16 protein-coding genes and 1 pseudogene are annotated in these 14,793 nt (G+C 65.7%); 5 read left to right on the top strand and 12 right to left on the bottom strand.

Features of this window, described 5'->3' with window-relative positions; translation table 11 throughout:
* The first annotated feature begins 390 nt into the window (after positions 1-390).
* A complete protein-coding gene (locus ACFYOW_RS44315) occupies positions 391-960 on the top strand; it encodes a Uma2 family endonuclease (protein WP_387297230.1) in 570 nt (189 codons plus the stop codon).
* 230 nt (positions 961-1,190) lie between these two features.
* Here ACFYOW_RS44315 and ACFYOW_RS44310 read toward each other — a convergent pair whose 3' ends face one another.
* The 7 genes from ACFYOW_RS44310 to sigE form a co-directional block, all read right to left on the bottom strand.
* Positions 1,191-1,382 carry a hypothetical protein gene (locus ACFYOW_RS44310; protein ID WP_387297228.1) on the bottom strand — a complete coding sequence of 64 codons (192 nt, stop codon included), beginning with the start codon at positions 1,380-1,382 and terminating at the stop codon, positions 1,191-1,193.
* Between the two features lie 25 nt (positions 1,383-1,407).
* Positions 1,408-1,929, bottom strand: a complete 522-nt coding sequence (locus ACFYOW_RS44305; protein ID WP_387297226.1) for a hypothetical protein — start codon at positions 1,927-1,929, stop codon at positions 1,408-1,410.
* A gap of 254 nt (positions 1,930-2,183) precedes the next feature.
* Positions 2,184-3,038, bottom strand: coding sequence for a hypothetical protein (locus tag ACFYOW_RS44300; RefSeq protein WP_387297224.1), 855 nt, complete (start codon positions 3,036-3,038; stop codon positions 2,184-2,186).
* Positions 3,039-3,172: 134 nt separating this feature from the next.
* Positions 3,173-3,589, bottom strand: a complete 417-nt coding sequence (gene tatB, locus ACFYOW_RS44295) for a Sec-independent protein translocase protein TatB (protein ID WP_387297222.1) — start codon at positions 3,587-3,589, stop codon at positions 3,173-3,175.
* Positions 3,590-3,644: 55 nt separating this feature from the next.
* A complete protein-coding gene (locus tag ACFYOW_RS44290) occupies positions 3,645-5,198 on the bottom strand; it encodes a trypsin-like peptidase domain-containing protein (RefSeq protein ID WP_387297220.1) in 1,554 nt (517 codons plus the stop codon).
* A gap of 10 nt (positions 5,199-5,208) precedes the next feature.
* On the bottom strand, positions 5,209-5,595 hold the full coding sequence (locus ACFYOW_RS44285; RefSeq protein WP_040695126.1) for a hypothetical protein: 387 nt from the start codon (positions 5,593-5,595) through the stop codon (positions 5,209-5,211).
* A 90-nt stretch (positions 5,596-5,685) separates the two neighbouring features.
* On the bottom strand, positions 5,686-6,291 hold the full coding sequence (gene sigE / locus ACFYOW_RS44280; RefSeq protein ID WP_387297250.1) for an RNA polymerase sigma factor SigE: 606 nt from the start codon (positions 6,289-6,291) through the stop codon (positions 5,686-5,688).
* 465 nt (positions 6,292-6,756) lie between these two features.
* On the opposite strand from sigE, the gene ACFYOW_RS44275 reads away from it, so the two are divergent.
* The 3 genes from ACFYOW_RS44275 (at position 6,757) to ACFYOW_RS44265 (ending at position 8,052) form a co-directional block, all read left to right on the top strand.
* Complete coding sequence (locus ACFYOW_RS44275) at positions 6,757-7,389, top strand: O-methyltransferase (RefSeq protein ID WP_371856482.1); 633 nt, start codon at positions 6,757-6,759, stop codon at positions 7,387-7,389.
* Positions 7,390-7,510: 121 nt separating this feature from the next.
* Positions 7,511-7,768 (top strand): hypothetical protein, encoded by a 258-nt coding sequence (locus tag ACFYOW_RS44270; protein WP_387297218.1) that lies wholly within the window; start codon positions 7,511-7,513, stop codon positions 7,766-7,768.
* Between the two features lie 89 nt (positions 7,769-7,857).
* Positions 7,858-8,052 (top strand): hypothetical protein, encoded by a 195-nt coding sequence (locus tag ACFYOW_RS44265; RefSeq protein WP_040695099.1) that lies wholly within the window; start codon positions 7,858-7,860, stop codon positions 8,050-8,052.
* Here ACFYOW_RS44265 and glgC read toward each other — a convergent pair whose 3' ends face one another.
* Positions 8,053-9,267, bottom strand: a complete 1,215-nt coding sequence (gene glgC / locus ACFYOW_RS44260) for a glucose-1-phosphate adenylyltransferase (protein ID WP_040695098.1) — start codon at positions 9,265-9,267, stop codon at positions 8,053-8,055. It abuts the gene before it with no gap.
* 137 nt (positions 9,268-9,404) lie between these two features.
* On the opposite strand from glgC, the gene glgA reads away from it, so the two are divergent.
* A complete protein-coding gene (glgA, locus tag ACFYOW_RS44255) occupies positions 9,405-10,562 on the top strand; it encodes a glycogen synthase (protein ID WP_387297248.1) in 1,158 nt (385 codons plus the stop codon).
* Here glgA and ACFYOW_RS44250 read toward each other — a convergent pair.
* The 4 genes and pseudogenes from ACFYOW_RS44250 to ACFYOW_RS44235 all read right to left on the bottom strand — a co-directional run.
* On the bottom strand, positions 10,538-11,368 hold the full coding sequence (locus ACFYOW_RS44250; protein WP_387297215.1) for a putative RNA methyltransferase: 831 nt from the start codon (positions 11,366-11,368) through the stop codon (positions 10,538-10,540). The genes glgA and ACFYOW_RS44250 overlap by 25 nt on opposite strands.
* Before the next feature lie 16 nt (positions 11,369-11,384).
* Complete coding sequence (locus ACFYOW_RS44245; protein ID WP_011211259.1) at positions 11,385-11,552, bottom strand: DUF3117 domain-containing protein; 168 nt, start codon at positions 11,550-11,552, stop codon at positions 11,385-11,387.
* Positions 11,553-11,732: 180 nt separating this feature from the next.
* Positions 11,733-12,314: a DNA-3-methyladenine glycosylase I gene (locus ACFYOW_RS44240; protein ID WP_387297213.1), complete on the bottom strand. Its 582-nt coding sequence runs from the start codon at positions 12,312-12,314 to the stop codon at positions 11,733-11,735.
* Between the two features lie 1,343 nt (positions 12,315-13,657).
* Positions 13,658-13,927, bottom strand: a pseudogene (locus ACFYOW_RS44235) (DivIVA domain-containing protein); the annotation flags it as partial.
* Positions 13,928-14,793: the final 866 nt, after the last annotated feature.

Genomic DNA, 14,793 nt, shown 5'->3' with positions numbered 1-14,793 from the left:
CACCGCACTCACAGCCACCAGCAGCATCTACATCGGAATCATCAGCGCCGCAATGCGATTGCTGAACCGCTGCACCGAAAGTGTGCCAGAGCCACCCGCAACTGGCCATTGACAGAGCCGGTGTAATCCAACCTCAACTCCGACGGCAGCTCGGCCCCCAGACGATCGGCCAGTCGCGACGAGTCGCGGGCAGTCTGAGGTCCGATTGATAGCGGTCACGAAGAAATCCTAAGGACCACAGGGGCATCGGCCTGCCCAACGAGCGGGCGACAACTTGCAATCTTTCGAAAGTTTGTTCGTGCGGCTCCTTGCCCGCGTAGGCTCCAGCATTCGGGCACTGACCTATGGGAGACTGAGGGCCGGTCTCTATGTGGGTGGGAGGAGGTAAAGGTGACTACTGTGCAGTTTCCGGATCATCTTCTGACGCTGGATGATTGGATCGCGCTGCCCGAGGACAACAGCCATAGCTATGAGCTTGTCGAGGGGGTACTGGTCGTGTCACCGAGGCCGATGTCGAAGCATCAGCGTGCGATCTGGCGGCTGGCCGCACAGTTGGAGCCTCAACTACCAATCGGCTACGGCGTGTTGACGGAGGCCGAGGTGGTGATCGAGTCGGGCCCGCCGAGCACGGTCCGGGTGCCGGACGTCATCGCGGTGTCCGCTGCTGGGATCGACGAGAACCTTCCGCGCTGGAATCCCGAGGATGTCCTGCTGACGGTCGAGATAGTGTCGGTCGGCTCCAAGCGGACCGATAGAGTCACGAAACTGTTCGAATATGCCGAGGTCGGTATCGAGCACTACTGGTTGATCGACCTCGATGACCCGGTCAGCCTGACGGCGTATCGATTGATCGACGGGGACTACGAACTGGTCGGTGAGAAATCCGGGCGGGCGGTACTCGACCTGGCTGGTGCGTCGATCACGTTGGATCTTGCGGCACTGGTGAGCGGCAGGGCGTAGATCGCTGAGTCAATGGTGGATCGAGCCGTCGGTTCGTGCCAGTGGCCGGACTCGGGTTGGGGTGGTGAGGGGGCTCGCGGGCGTCGAAGACGGTGATGCGGTAGCCGCGCTGTCGGCCGATGTTCGGCAAGCTGCACCAGCTGTTCGAGCATCGTGCGCGCGGCCACCGATCCTTTCCCAGGCGGAGCTTTTCGTCGTCGCCGGCATAAAGCCTAGCTACCGACCAATTCTTATGCGCTGCGCCCGAGTTCATGCGTTGCGTCGCGCTCGACAAGCAACCGCTCATCCTCCTCGGCCAGCCGCGCCCGCAGATCGGCAACGGTCAGATGAGTGCGGGTGGGCTGCGGGCGGACCTGCATGGTGACCACTGTGGCGATCGCTACGACAACAAGTGCGACACCCACGATCACGACGACATTCATGGTTGTCCCCTCCAGACGTTGCGCATCAATCCAGAACCTCACGAAGTTGGAAACCTGCCGGGATATCGCCGGTGTGGAAGTAGGTCGCGAATACCTCCGCCGCATGTTCGGCGGCGAAGATCTCGTCGGGGTACACGCGCAGGAGCTCGGGCCCGTTCGGCACGTCGACGCCCGGGTAGCCGATCCGCTCGCCGGGTAGGCCGAGCAGGTATCGGTGCGGCATCCCGTCGTCGGTGCGCAGTTCGATGGCCAGCATGTCGGCCGACCCGATGCACTCCACAGAGTTCCTGCCCGGCGCGGCGCTGAGCGTCGCGGTGATCTCGGATGCGGGCATCGGGTGTGGCAGCCGGGTGAGATTCACCGAGTAGGAATCGAATCCGTCCAGTCTGCGCAGCGGGCGCAGGAAGTTGATCACGGAGTCGTCCGGACCGATGAATACTCTGAGTCGATTGCTGTAAGTGAGCCGATGGGTGGTGGTCACCGGTTCCGCTGTCGGACCGCCCTCTTCGAGCTCGACCCCCGACCCGACTACAGTACGCGCGCTCATCGGACGCGGAACCTCCATGTGAAACTCACCTACCACCATAGTTATCTGCTAGCTAACTCAGCATTGCTTTTGTCGAGCCCAGATGGAAGGTCTGGGTGATGTGTGACGCATCACGGTTTCATCGCGAGCTGCTGTGAGCGACCTGGGTTTCTTCGGGCGTGAGTGAAATATCGCGCGGTTCCGTCGAATCCGGGTGCCGCGCGACATTCGCGATCTCTACTTGGTTGCCAAAAGATTTCCAGCAGTCGAACAACTCAGCGTCGAAAGCCGGAGATCGATCTGGGCTCGGCGTCGTGCCGATACACCGGTGTGAGCAGATCGGCATCGACCGGTTCCCCCGTGGAACGGTCGTAGCGGACGGCGACCAGCACCGAAAACAGATGTGTGGCAGCACGTTCGTGCAGGGTGGCCAATCTTGTTGCGAGCAAACGGATTGCGCCGAGCGAGCCAGGTGGGTGCAGGCCGTCGATGATCAGGGCGGTGCCGCGTCCGTCGGGACGCGGCAGACGCGCGACATAGGCGATATCGTGCGGTTCCGGGCCGCCCGGCCGGTATACCCGCCGGGCCGCCCGATCTTCGATGCGGCGCCGGGCATCCCCGGCGCGAGCCACCGCGCGCCGCAGACGCGGATCGGCCGCGATGAGCTGACGAATGCTCGGCGAGAGTTCGGGCCCGCCGAGCACGATCAGTCCGTCGCGATTCAGGTCGACGGGTCGGCCGGGCAGGAAGTGTTCGACCGTTGCGGTGAAGCCGAGTTCGCGAAGTAGCTCCACCAGTCGTTGTGCCGCACTCGGATCCGGTGCGCCGAGCACTCGGCCGCTGCGCACCTCCGGAGCGATTACCGTGAGCGATCCGTGCCCGAAAAACAGACCCTCCGGTGCGGGACCTTGGGTACTCACCTGATGGATCCGCGCGCGGGAAAGTCCCGCCGCCGCACCGATTCTGGCGAAGGTCCAGCCTTCGGCATGAAGTTCCCTGATCACCGCCCTGCGGATACGGGTTAGTTCGTTGATGGTCTGCTGGGCCGCCGCCACCCCATCGGTGGCCGCCTTGAGTCGCTCGACTTTATCTTCGATCGCGAAAACGCGCGCCACGTCATCGGCCGACATGTGCGAAGTCTAGACATCTCGACACGATCAAGCGTCTAGTCTTCTTGACACAACAGACCCGTTGCGACCCTTAGCAACCACGTCGGAGCGAGTCTTACGAGCGACGTTCGCGGCTCGCGGCAAATCAAACACAGTCACGTCGCGTCGGTGTCGATCGGCGGACGTTCGTTGTGCTCCAAGGGCTTTTCGAGCTTGGGCATCGGGTAGTCCGGCATGCCGCCGCCGGCGCCGAGCAGGTCCTGTTTATCCGGGATCGCCTTCTCGAATTCGCGGAGAACCGAATCGTCGCCATTCAGAAGATGTTTGGTGACCATCTGGCGCGGCGACATCTGGCGCAGCTCGTTCAGATCGGCCAGCGGCTTACGCAGGTCCTCGAATTCCGGTCCGAGCTCCTGCTGCAGCTGCTGGGTCGCGCCGCTGGCGTAGTCGCGAGCCTTGCGCAGGCTCTGCGTGGTCCAGCGAATCGCCCCGGGCAGTCGCTCCGGGCCGAGGATCACGAGGGCGGCGACGAGGAGGATGACCATCTCGCCCCAGCTGATGTTGCTGAACACGAGTCCAGGCTACCTGGGCCGACGTTGCCGAGCCGCTCCGGATTCCATCCGCGGCTCAGTCCGATTCCAGCGTGACCGGTACGTCCACCTGCCTGCCATCGCGGATCAACTGCACGTTCACCGTCTCGCCGATCTTGCGCTGCTGCACGGCGACCACCAGCTCGTCCGGGCCGGTCACCTCGCGATCGCCGATCTTCACGATGACGTCGTTCTCCACGATTCCGGCCTTGGCCGCCGGTCCGGTGGGGTCGACGTCGGCGACCGCCGCGCCGCTCATCACATCGTTTGCGACCTGCTTGCTGCGGGCACTGAGACCGATCTTCGGGTGGTGCACCTGGCCGTCATGGATCAGGGCCTGCGCGATATTGGTCACCATATCCACCGGAATCGCGAAGCCGAGGCCGACCGAACCGCCGGTCTCACTGCGGATCGCGGAATTGATGCCGATGACCCGGCCCTCCATGTCGACCAGTGCGCCACCGGAGTTACCCGGGTTGATCGAGGCGTCGGTCTGCACGGCGTCGATGACGGCCTTGGTGTCGCTGCCTTCACCGGAGAGCGCGACGGGCCGGTGCAGGGCGCTGACGATGCCGGAGGTGACGGTCTTGCTCAGGCCGAGCGGCGAACCGATCGCCAGCACGTCGTCACCCACCTGGACATCCTTCGACTTGCCCAGATTGGCGACAGTGAGATTCTTCACATCGACCTTCAGCACCGCCAGATCGGTCTTCGGATCGCGTCCGACGATATTCGCGGGCACCCGGCTGCCGTCGGAGAAGGTCACCTGAATCGCGGCCCGATTCGACTTGTCCTGTGCCGCCATCGAAATCACGTGATTGTTGGTCGCGATGTAGCCCGCACCGTCGATGACCACACCGGAACCGGTGGCGCCGTTGTCGCCGACCGTGACCCGGATCGAGACCACCGAGGGCAGCACCGCATTGGCCACCTTGGCGATCAGGCCGTGCGGGCGCTCGATCTCGCCGGACTGCTCCAGACTGACCTTGCGCGAGGTCAACGGGGAAGTCGCCTCCGCGGTCAACCGGCCGACCAGGCCACCGAGTACGCCGATGGCCAGCGCGACGGCCGCGAGCAGGGCCAGCGCCTTCGGCGCCACCCGGGAGCCGAAGAGCACCTCCCTGGCAGAGAGCTTCCGCGCCTGCGGCAGCGGTGCGGGTCGCGGGGTGGCGACGGCGGGTGCGCCGAGACGTGCGGCGGCCTCGGGATCGCGCCACGGATCGGCCGGACCGGCCACCGGTGCGCCGGTGTCGGCGGCATCGGGATCGCGCTGCAGGAGTTCGGTGGAGCCTTCGGGGCGACCGAAAGCCTCCTCGAGCACGGCGTCGGGCGGGCTATTGTGCAGTTCCGGGCCGAACTGTGGCAGGCCCGAACCGGTCGACTTGGGCTGCTCACCGAACGAACCGGCCTGGCCCGAAGGGCGGCGGAACGCATGTGCCGTGTGACCGTCCACATGGGGCCGGTAGACCGGGCGCGGTCCGAGGACGGGCGCGTCCGACGGCCTTAAATTCCCCCGGGGCGCCGAATCGTTGGTATCGCCTGCGGAGGGCCGCGATTCCGACGGCCCGGAATTCGTCGATTCGGTGGTCACTCGGCAAACTCTACTTGCGCCACCATGTTGTCCACCGGGTCGCGGTGAACGAATCGGTCAGAAATCCGAAAACCGCCTCGTTGCGGGGGCTTCCGGCGGGCGGCCGGGCGGCCGCGCTGGTTGCGCCGCCTGGCAGTTCGGCGAGCGGAATGCGGGTGAGGCTGTCGTGCAGATCGGTCGGAATCGACACCTGACCGGCCCGGCGCAGGGCGATCCGCGCCTGCTGCTGTGCGTCGACCTCAGCCGCACATTCGGGGCAGACGGAAAGATGTTGGGCGGCACGCAGATAGGCATTCATCCGCAGTTCGCCGTCCACATAGGCCGCGATCGCCTCGCTGGCCAGATGCTCGGTGGGACGGAAACGGGGACGACCTGACGTGCTGGCGTCGCCACTCATTCGGTGCTCACCCTTCCAACCGACATCATCCACTCCTGCGCTCGACCGAACGGATATCCGGCCGTCGGGTGCGGTTCGGCTTGCGCCGGATCACCCCAGGTTCGCGTCAGCGGCGAACCGCTGCTCACTTCCATTATGCGCAAGGTAGTCGCGCAGTGCCTGACGGCCGCGGTGGATGCGGCTGCGCACGGTGCCGAGCTTGACACCGAGGGTCGCACCGATCTCTTCGTAGGACAGACCCTCGATATCACAGAGCACGACCGCCGCGCGGAACTCCGGAGCCAGCGAATCCAGGGCGGATTGCAGGTCGGGATCCAGTCGGGAGTCGTGATAGGCCTGCTCCGGGCTCGGTCCGTCGGCGGGCACCCGGTCGTAATCCTCGGGCAGCGCCTCCATCCGGATCCGGTTGCGCCTGCGCACCATGTCCAGGAACAGGTTCGTGGTGATGCGGTGCAGCCAGCCCTCGAAGGTGCCCGGCTGGTAATTCGACAGCGAACGGAATACCCGAATAAAGGTTTCCTGGGTCAGATCATCGGCGTCCTGCGCGTCGCCGGAAAGTCGGTAGGCCAGGCGGTACACTCGGTCGGCATGTTCGCGGACCAACTCGTCCCAGGACGGCATCGCGGAACGGTCGCCCGTCGCGTCGAAGGCCGCGGTACCGGTCAGCTCGACTTCGGTGGCGTCCTCGTCGTGCATTTCGGCCTCCGTCGGGAGAATTTGCGCCGCTTCCGTCGGGATAGCTTGCGCTGGCAGGGTGGCGAACTCGCGCGCCGCCCCGGCGCGACCGACGGGCCCGGAGGCGGCAGCTTGTGTAACCACGGAGGGCACCGGGAGCGTCGAAAATGACCCTCTGTCCATGTGGATGGTGATACCTCCTACTCGGGACCGTGGCTGCGGATCTGGTGGCGATCCGGGTCTCGGATCGTCACGTACGGTTACAACAGACGATCGGTATGTCGTTGTTCCCGCGCCCCCGTGCCGGACGGTCGGCTGGTCTTGCTTGCCCATACTCTTTCCTGCCTCGATATGCCGAGGGTGTGGAGATCCTGAGGGACACCTGAGAATCCGCCCCCGCCCCCGACAAACAATTAATCGCACGGCCACGGCATAACGCTTCACCGATGAGCCAAACTTGCGACTTCGTGCCCTAGATTCATAGGCGTGGCATCGAATCTGGAGCGAAATCTCTCCTACGTGGAGGAATCCGTCGTGGAAGACGAGGTCCTCGTCAGCGCGCGTGAGCGGGCCACTGAACTCGGTGCGTTACCCGTACCACCCTCGGTCGGCGCCCTGCTGAGCATGTATGCCCAGCTGCTCGGCGCGCGCGCGGTGGTCGAGGTGGGGACGGGCGCGGGGATCAGCGGGCTGTGGCTACTGGATGGCATGCGCGAGGACGGGACCCTGACCACAATCGATTCCGAACCCGAGCATCAGCGCGCGGCCAAGGAGGCATTCCGCACCGCCGAGATCCTGCCCGCGCGTACCCGGTTGATCAACGGCCGAGCCCTCGATGTGCTGCCCCGACTCGCCGACGGCGCCTATGACCTGGTGTTCATCGATGCGGCCCCGCTCGAGCATCCGCAATACGTCACCCAGGCCGTGCGGCTGCTGCGCGCGGGCGGCGCGATCCTGCTGCACAATGCCCTGCTCGGCGGCCGGGTTCCGGACCAGACCCAGCGCGACCCCGCGACCCAGGCCGTGCGCGCCGCGACCAGGGCGATCGCCGAGGATCCCGAACTCACCAGCGTGCTGATCCCGGTCGGCGACGGTCTGCTCTGCGCATCGCGGGGCTAGTAACCGCCCGGCTATTCACAAGCGTTGGGAGCGTGTGGATTTCATTCGCCGTGTGCTGATTTCATCGCCGCCGGACGGGTATTCGAGCTGATGCCAGGTTCGACGACGGCAAGGTACGCCCATGGTGTGGGAGCGCGGATCCCAGATCCTAGAAATCGGCCATTTCGGCCACACGATCAAAGAGGGACAAGCACGCGGTGGTTGTCTGCTGCCCGCTCTCGGCTTTCTGATTTTCATCATGGTGCTGGCCGTGGTGGTGCTGTTGTGGGTCAGTAATGCCGATTTCGGCACCGAGCACACAAAAGTTCCGCTGAGTCCCGGTCCCTGCGAACCGTTCTGCACGGGCACCGTCGCGCCACCGGAACCCGGCCCGCGATAACCGTCGGAAACATTTCGCGCGAAACCGCCGCCGACTGGGTATCAAGGAGTAGAGGATGTCCCGGGAGTGGCGATCGGGGGAGGTTCAGCGTGTTTCGCGACAACGATGATCGAGACCCGATCAACTGGGGCTGGTCGGCCATCTTTCTCGTGCTGGTGCTCGGTCTCGCCGTTGTGCTGATGCTATTGGTCGTCACCGCCGATTTCGGCGATAAGTCACCGGCCACGACAGTGCCGAAAACACCCGGTGCCTGCGCGCCGTTCTGTCCGTCGAATCCGACGTAGTCAGACCCAGACGCCCTTGCCGACGGTCACCACGCCGCCGTTGCTGACCGCGAAGCGATCCCGATCCCGGTCCAGATCCACGCCGATGATCTCGCCCTCGCCGACGACCACGTTCTTGTCCAGAATCGCGCGCCGCACCACCGCACCGCGCCCGATCCGGACGCCGGGCATGATCACACTGCCCTCGACGGTCGCGCCGTCGTCGACCATGACATTGGAGCTGAGCACCGAATTGCGCACGGTCGCGGCCGACAGGATGCAACCAGCGCCGACCACGCATTCCTGCGCGAGCCCGCCCTGCGCGAACTTGGCAGGCGGCAGATTCTCCGCCGCGCCGCGAATGGGCCAGTGCTTGTTATAGAGATTGAAGACCGGATGCACCGAGACCAGATCCATATGGGCCTCGTAGAACGCGTCGATGGTGCCGACATCGCGCCAGTAACCGCGATCGCGCTCGGTCGCGCCGGGCACCTCGTTGTCGGCGAAGTCGTAGACCGAGGCCTCGCCCGCGGCGACCAGCGCCGGGATGATGTCGCCGCCCATATCGTGATCGGAATCGGAGTTGTCGGAGTCGGCCCGGATCGAATCGACCAGCACCTTGGTGGTGAAGACGTAGTTGCCCATCGAAGCGAAGGTGACGTTCGGATCGTCCGGTGTGCCCGGCGGATGCGCGGGTTTCTCCAGGAATTGGGTGATCCGCCCGGACTCGTCGGAGTCGATGCAGCCGAACGCACTGGCCTCGCTGCGCGGCACCCGGATGCCCGCGACCGTGACGCCCGCGCCGGAATCGATGTGGTGCTGGACCATCTGTTCCGGATCCATCCGGTACACGTGATCCGCACCGAAGACCACGATGTAGTCCGGATCCTCGTCGTAGATCAGGTTGAGCGACTGCATGATCGCATCGGCGCTGCCGGTGTACCACCGCGGACCGAGCCGCTGCTGCGCCGGGACCGGCGTGATGTATTCCCCCGCGAAACCGGAAAGCCGCCAGGTCTGCGAAATGTGCCGGTCCAGCGAATGCGATTTGTACTGGGTGAGCACACACAGGCGCAGATAGCCCGCGTTGACGAGATTGCTGAGTACGAAGTCGATCAGTCGATACGCACCGCCGAACGGGACAGCTGGTTTGGCCCGGTCCGCGGTGAGTGGGAACAGGCGCTTACCCTCGCCACCGGCGAGCACGATCCCGAGTACGTGCGGCTGGCTCCTCACACCTGCCAAACTACCGCGCGTCGCGGGTACAGGTGGCCCATGCCAAAGTGAACGTCTAGTTTGAAGCCGTGAGTTTCGGCACGGGCGGTGCGGGTGCGGGGGCGGAAGCCGGCGATCACGACCGGCTTCGCGTTGCTATGTTGACGCGCGAATATCCCCCCGAGGTGTACGGCGGGGCAGGTGTCCATGTCACCCAGTTGGCCGCGCAATTGCGGCAGTTGTGCGAGGTGACCGTGCATTGCATGGGCGTGCCTCGCACGGATGCCGTAGTGCACCAACCGGATCCGATGCTCTACGCCGCCAATGCCGCGATGCAGATGCTGTCGGCCCAGCTGCGGATGGCCGATGCCGCGGGTGAGGTGCACGTGGTGCATTCGCATACCTGGTACACCGGGCTCGCCGGACATCTCGCCGCGACCCTCTACGGGATACCGCATGTATTGACCGCGCATTCGCTGGAGCCGCGGCGGCCGTGGAAGGCCGAACAGCTCGGCGGCGGCTACCGGCTGTCGTCCTGGTCGGAGCGCAATGCCGTGGAGTACGCCGACGCGATCATCGCGGTGAGCGAGGGTATGCGCCACGATGTGCTCGACGCCTATCCGACGATCGATCCGGACCGGGTTCACGTGGTGCACAACGGCATCGACGCCGCCGTCTGGCATCCGGGACCGCCCGTCGGCGAAGCCCGCACGATCCTGGACGAACTGGGCGTGCGCAGCGACATGCCGATGGTGGCCTTCGTCGGTCGCATCACCCGGCAGAAGGGGGTCGGGCATCTGCTCGCCGCCGCCCGCGAATTCGATCCGGAGATCCAGTTGGTGCTGTGCGCGGGCGCGCCGGACACCCGCGAGCTGGAAACCGAGGTCGCCGCGGCCGTCGCGGAACTCACCAAGGCACGCGGCAATGTGTTCTGGGTGCGCGAGATGCTGCCGACCGAGCAGATTCGCCAGATTCTGGCCGCGGCCACGATGTTCGTCTGCCCCTCTGTCTATGAACCGCTGGGGATCGTGAATCTCGAGGCCATGGCGTGCGCGACCGCGGTGGTCGCCTCCGACGTCGGCGGCATTCCGGAGGTGGTCGTGGACGGACAGACCGGTCGCCTTGTGCACTACGACCCCAATGCACCGGAGCAGTACGAACACGATCTGGCCGCGGCGGTCAACCAGGTCGCCGGTGATCCGGTGCTGGCCGCCGAATTCGGCGCCGCCGGCCGCCACCGCGCCATCGCCGAATTCGACTGGCTGCAGATCGCCGCCCAAACCGTGGCGATCTATGACCAGGTTCGCAAGTTCTGACGTCGGAAGGTCGAGATCTGGACCGAGGCGGTCACCTCGAGCGTGTCCGGTAGGCCATCCAGGTGGTTGGTCGCGTGGTGGGCGGACGGGCCCATCGCCACCACGTTGCCGATATCGGTGCGGGTGAGTTTCATCGGGTATTCGACGACGGTGCGGTCTACCGCGTCGAAGTGGCCGGTCATGGCGTCGGTAAGACGGCGATCCTTGTCCCGGTCGACCGTCACCATGCCGAGTGGGCCGACAAGCTCGGCCAGATGACGTGGGGTAGGTGTGGCGACGACGAACCGGCCGTCGGCGGTGAGGACCCTGGCGACCTCGCTCGGATTACGTGGTGCGAATACCGAGACCACTCGATGCAGCGCACCGTCTCGGACCGGCAGTCCACGCCAGGCGTCGGCAAGTACCGAGGCGGCACGCGGATGGGCGCGGGCACAGCGTCGGGCCGCGGGTTTGGCCACATCCAAGGCGATCCCGATGGCCGGAACGGCATCGAGCACCGCGGCCAGGTAATAGCCGGTTCCGGCACCGACCTCGAGCACGGCGGCGCCGTCGAGCACCGGATCGTCGGCCGCGACGGCCGTGGCCACCGCATCGGCGATCGGCGCGAAATGTCCCCCGACCTGGAACGCGGCACGCGCGTCCAGCATCGCCGAGGTATCGCCGGTCATTTTCGTCGACGCACCGGTCAACAGACTGACATAACCCTGTTTGGCGATGTCGAAACTGTGCCCGTGTCCGCAGCGCAACGCCCGATCTCGCGACTCCATTTCCGAGCCGCATTCCGGACAGGCCAGCAGACCGGCCACATCAGCGAGTGTGGGATTAGCTGGTGACACTCTTCAGTTCGTCACCGAGCGCTGCCGCTTCATCCGGCGTGAGCTCAACGACCAAACGCCCGCCACCCTCGAGTGGAACCCGCATCACGATTCCACGCCCTTCCTTGGTTGCCTCGAGGGGACCGTCCCCGGTGCGGGGCTTCATGGCCGCCATCCTCTGCTCCCTCCAGATCTGCGCGATATGCAGCGCACTTTCTTGGAACTCCAGTTGTCACCAACTAGTGAGCTCGCCGGCATTTGGCGAGCTACACCCGCCCCATTCTTCCCTATCGCCGGAGCGGACGGATACCTGAGTTCGAAATGTGACCGCTCGGCCTGTGTTGGGCCGTCCTCCCTAGACCCAGCAATCGGCCAGGTGGTCGTCGACCATTCCGGTCGCCTGCATCAGCGCGTAGGCCGTCGTCGGGCCGACGAAGCGGAACCCGCGCCGCTTCAATTCTTTTGCCAGAGCTACGGATTCGGGGGTGGTCGCGGGCACCTCGGCAATCGCGCGCGGGCGCGGCCGGGCGGCGGGCGCAAAGGACCAGATCAACTCGTCGAGTCCGATATCGAGGTCGGCGGCAACCCGGGCGTTGGCGATCGACGCTTCGATTTTGGCCCGATTGCGCACGATGCCGGAGTCGGCCAACAGCCGCGTCACATCGTCGTCGCCGAACGCCGCCACCCGCTCGATCGCGAACCCGGCAAATGCGGTTCGGAAGGCTCGACGCTTGCGCAGAATGGTGATCCACGCCAGCCCCGATTGAAATGCCTCGAGGCACATGCGCTCGAACATGGCGTCATCGCCGTGCAGCGGTTTGCCCCATTCGTTGTCGTGATAGTCCCGATAAAGCTGGGAGCCCTCCGACCACGGACAGCGGATCTTGCCATCGGATTCGGTCGTATCCTGTGTGAACACAGCGATTTCGGCGGTCATTTCTGGTCCATCCCGAATGGCGTGTGCTGCTGCGCGCTCGGGGCCTGCTGCGAAGCTGGGGCCTGTTGCGCGGTTGGGCCGTGCTGTGCGGTTGGGGCTTGCTGCGAAGCCGGGACCTGTTGCGTGGTTGGGGCTTGCTGCGCGCTCGGGGCTTGCTGTGCGGTTGAGGTCTGCTGCGCGCCCGGGACATGCTGCACGCTCGGGACCTGTTGCGCCGTTGGGCCGTGCTGGGTGGCCGGGGCCTGCTGTGTGGTTGGGCCGTGCTGGGCGGTCGAGATCTGCTGTGCGGTTGGAACTCGCTGTGCGACTGGGACTTGCTGCGCGGTAGGGGTCTGTTGCACGTTTGGGGTCTGCTGTGCGGTCGGGATTTGCTGCACGTTCGGGGGCTGCTGCACCCCCGGGAACTGCTGCGCGGTCGGAGCCTGCGAGGCGGCGACGGAGGGCTGCATGGTCGGTGGCTGGGCGATTGCACCGTTCTGCGGCACAGTCGTGGTCCGCTGGACAGTCGGCAGCTGGAGCGAGGCGACCGATGGTTGTCCGAACGGTCCCTGGGTTGCGGTGCCGTTGGGCGGGACGGTCGGCGCTTGGGCCTGGCCGGTCGGGGCTGCCTGATCAATCGTGCCGTTCGACGGGACGGGCGTGGTCTGCCGGGCAGACGGCAGTTGGGGCGGAGCGACTGATGGTTGTGCGATTGGTGGTCTGGGCGCTGTGTCGTTGGGCGGGACGGTCGGCGCTTGGGCTTGGCCGATAGGGGCCGGCTGATCAATCGTGCCGTTCGGCTGGAGGAGTGTGGCTTGCCGGGCAGACGGCAGTTGAGGTGGGGCGACTGATGGTTGTGCGATTGGTGGTCTGGGCGCTGTGTCGTTGGGCGGGACGGTCGGCGCTTGGGCTTGGCCGATCGGGGCCGGCTGATCAATCGTGCCGTTCGGCTGGAGGAGTGTGGCTTGCCGGGCTGTCGGTGGCTGCGGCCGGGCGACCGATGGTTGTGCGATCGGTGCGTCGGGCGCTGTGCCGTTCGGCGGGGCGACCGACGGCTGTCCGATCGGTGCCTGGGTCGCTGTGCCGTTCGGTGGGTCGGTGGGGGCCTGCGGCGGAGCCACAGGTGGCTGGACGGTCGGTGCTTGCGGGGTGATCGAGCCATGCGGCGGGACAGTCGGTATCTGGGGCTGGCCGGTCGGTGCTTGGGGCTGGCCGGTCGGGGCCGATGACTGAGCGGTCGAGGCCGGTGGCTGGGCGATCGTGCCGTTCGGTTGAGGGATCGCTGCCTGGGGCTGCTGATGCGGCGCGCTCGGCTGTGGCTGCTTCGGAAGCTGGGCGCTCGGGGTTTGGGTGCCGCGCGCCTCGGCTAGTTGGAGTTGCAACTCGTCGATTCTGGCCGCGAGCCGGGTCAGTGCCCAGTCGACTTCACCGGCCTTATAGCCACGCACCACCTGCTGGAAGCGTAGGGCGCGTACATCCGCGCCGCTGATGCCTTCGGCGGGCAGCACGGTCGCCGTTGTTCCCTCGGGCAGCGGTCCGAGTTCCTCGGCTCGCCCGAAGACCGCACTGGCGAGCAGGAACAGCACCGCGGCGACCAAGCCGACGATCAGCACGTACAACAGCAGCGTGAGCATGTCCCCGAGCTTATTGGCCTACGCCGACACCTGACATCCGCCCGCCCGCGAAAATTGGACCTCGAATTGCGAGTGGTCATGTCATCGGCACACCGAGCTGTGCGATCGCCTCATCATCCGAGTCGGCACGGCGCTGTCGCGACCCGATAATGACCCGCGATGGTAAGGACGCCGTAGGGCGGCCGCACCGTACGCAGGTGAGATTCACCCAGCCTCCGGTGGGGGCCTCGATGACGCGTTCGTTCCACGGTGCCGGGTGGGGTCCGCAGTGACGGTCTGGCCCGGGCAGTGACGGGTGTGGCCCGCGATGACGGTGAACGCCACAGTGACGGTGCGATCAGCGATGACAGGTGTGGTCCGCGGAGATGGCGTGGTCCGCGATGGCGAGTGCGGTCCGTGATAACAGGTGTGGCCCGCAATGACGGTGCGGCCCGCGGCTACACATGGTGCGTATCGATACCGAGCGACCTACTCCCGAGCCCGCGACGGCGCACTGCGAGTTTGTCGGCGACCTCAGAAGTGCCTCAGAGACGCGTGTGGCCCGCGATAACAGCTTCGGCCTGTTACTACAGGCTGCCGCGTCGTATCGATTCCGAGCGACCTACCCGCGAGTCCGTGGCGGCCGACTGCGAGTTTGTCCCCGGTCGGGGCTGCTTGATCAATCGTGCTGTTCGACGGGACGGGCGTGGTCTGCCGGGCGATATCAGCAGCGCGACTGAGCAGCGTGGCCAGCTGTTACGAGTGGCGCGTTGTATCGATTCCGAGCGATATGCCCGTGAGTCCGTGGCGGCGGACTGCGAGTTTGTCGGCGATATCAGCAGCGCGACTCAGCGGCGTGGCCGACTGTTACGAGTGGCGCGTCGTAT

Origin of the sequence: Nocardia sp. NPDC006982 (assembly GCF_042869435.1) — a bacterium.
Lineage (GTDB): Bacteria > Actinomycetota > Actinomycetes > Mycobacteriales > Mycobacteriaceae > Nocardia.
This window is presented reverse-complemented; position numbering and strand designations above follow the sequence as displayed.

Bases quoted from the DNA above. Each gene is read 5' to 3' on its own strand.
- ACFYOW_RS44285 (WP_040695126.1), bottom strand. From the start codon at position 5,595: ATGAGTGGCGACGCCAGCACGTCAGGTCGTCCCCGTTTCCGTCCCACC.
- ACFYOW_RS44300 (WP_387297224.1), bottom strand. From the start codon at position 3,038: ATGTCGGCCGATGACGTGGCGCGCGTTTTCGCGATCGAAGATAAAGTC.
- sigE (WP_387297250.1), bottom strand. From the start codon at position 6,291: ATGCACGACGAGGACGCCACCGAAGTCGAGCTGACCGGTACCGCGGCC.
- ACFYOW_RS44270 (WP_387297218.1), top strand. From the start codon at position 7,511: ATGGTGTGGGAGCGCGGATCCCAGATCCTAGAAATCGGCCATTTCGGC.
- ACFYOW_RS44240 (WP_387297213.1), bottom strand. From the start codon at position 12,314: ATGACCGCCGAAATCGCTGTGTTCACACAGGATACGACCGAATCCGAT.
- glgA (WP_387297248.1), top strand. From the start codon at position 9,405: ATGTTGACGCGCGAATATCCCCCCGAGGTGTACGGCGGGGCAGGTGTC.
- ACFYOW_RS44245 (WP_011211259.1), bottom strand. From the start codon at position 11,552: ATGGCGGCCATGAAGCCCCGCACCGGGGACGGTCCCCTCGAGGCAACC.
- ACFYOW_RS44310 (WP_387297228.1), bottom strand. From the start codon at position 1,382: ATGAATGTCGTCGTGATCGTGGGTGTCGCACTTGTTGTCGTAGCGATC.
- ACFYOW_RS44305 (WP_387297226.1), bottom strand. From the start codon at position 1,929: ATGAGCGCGCGTACTGTAGTCGGGTCGGGGGTCGAGCTCGAAGAGGGC.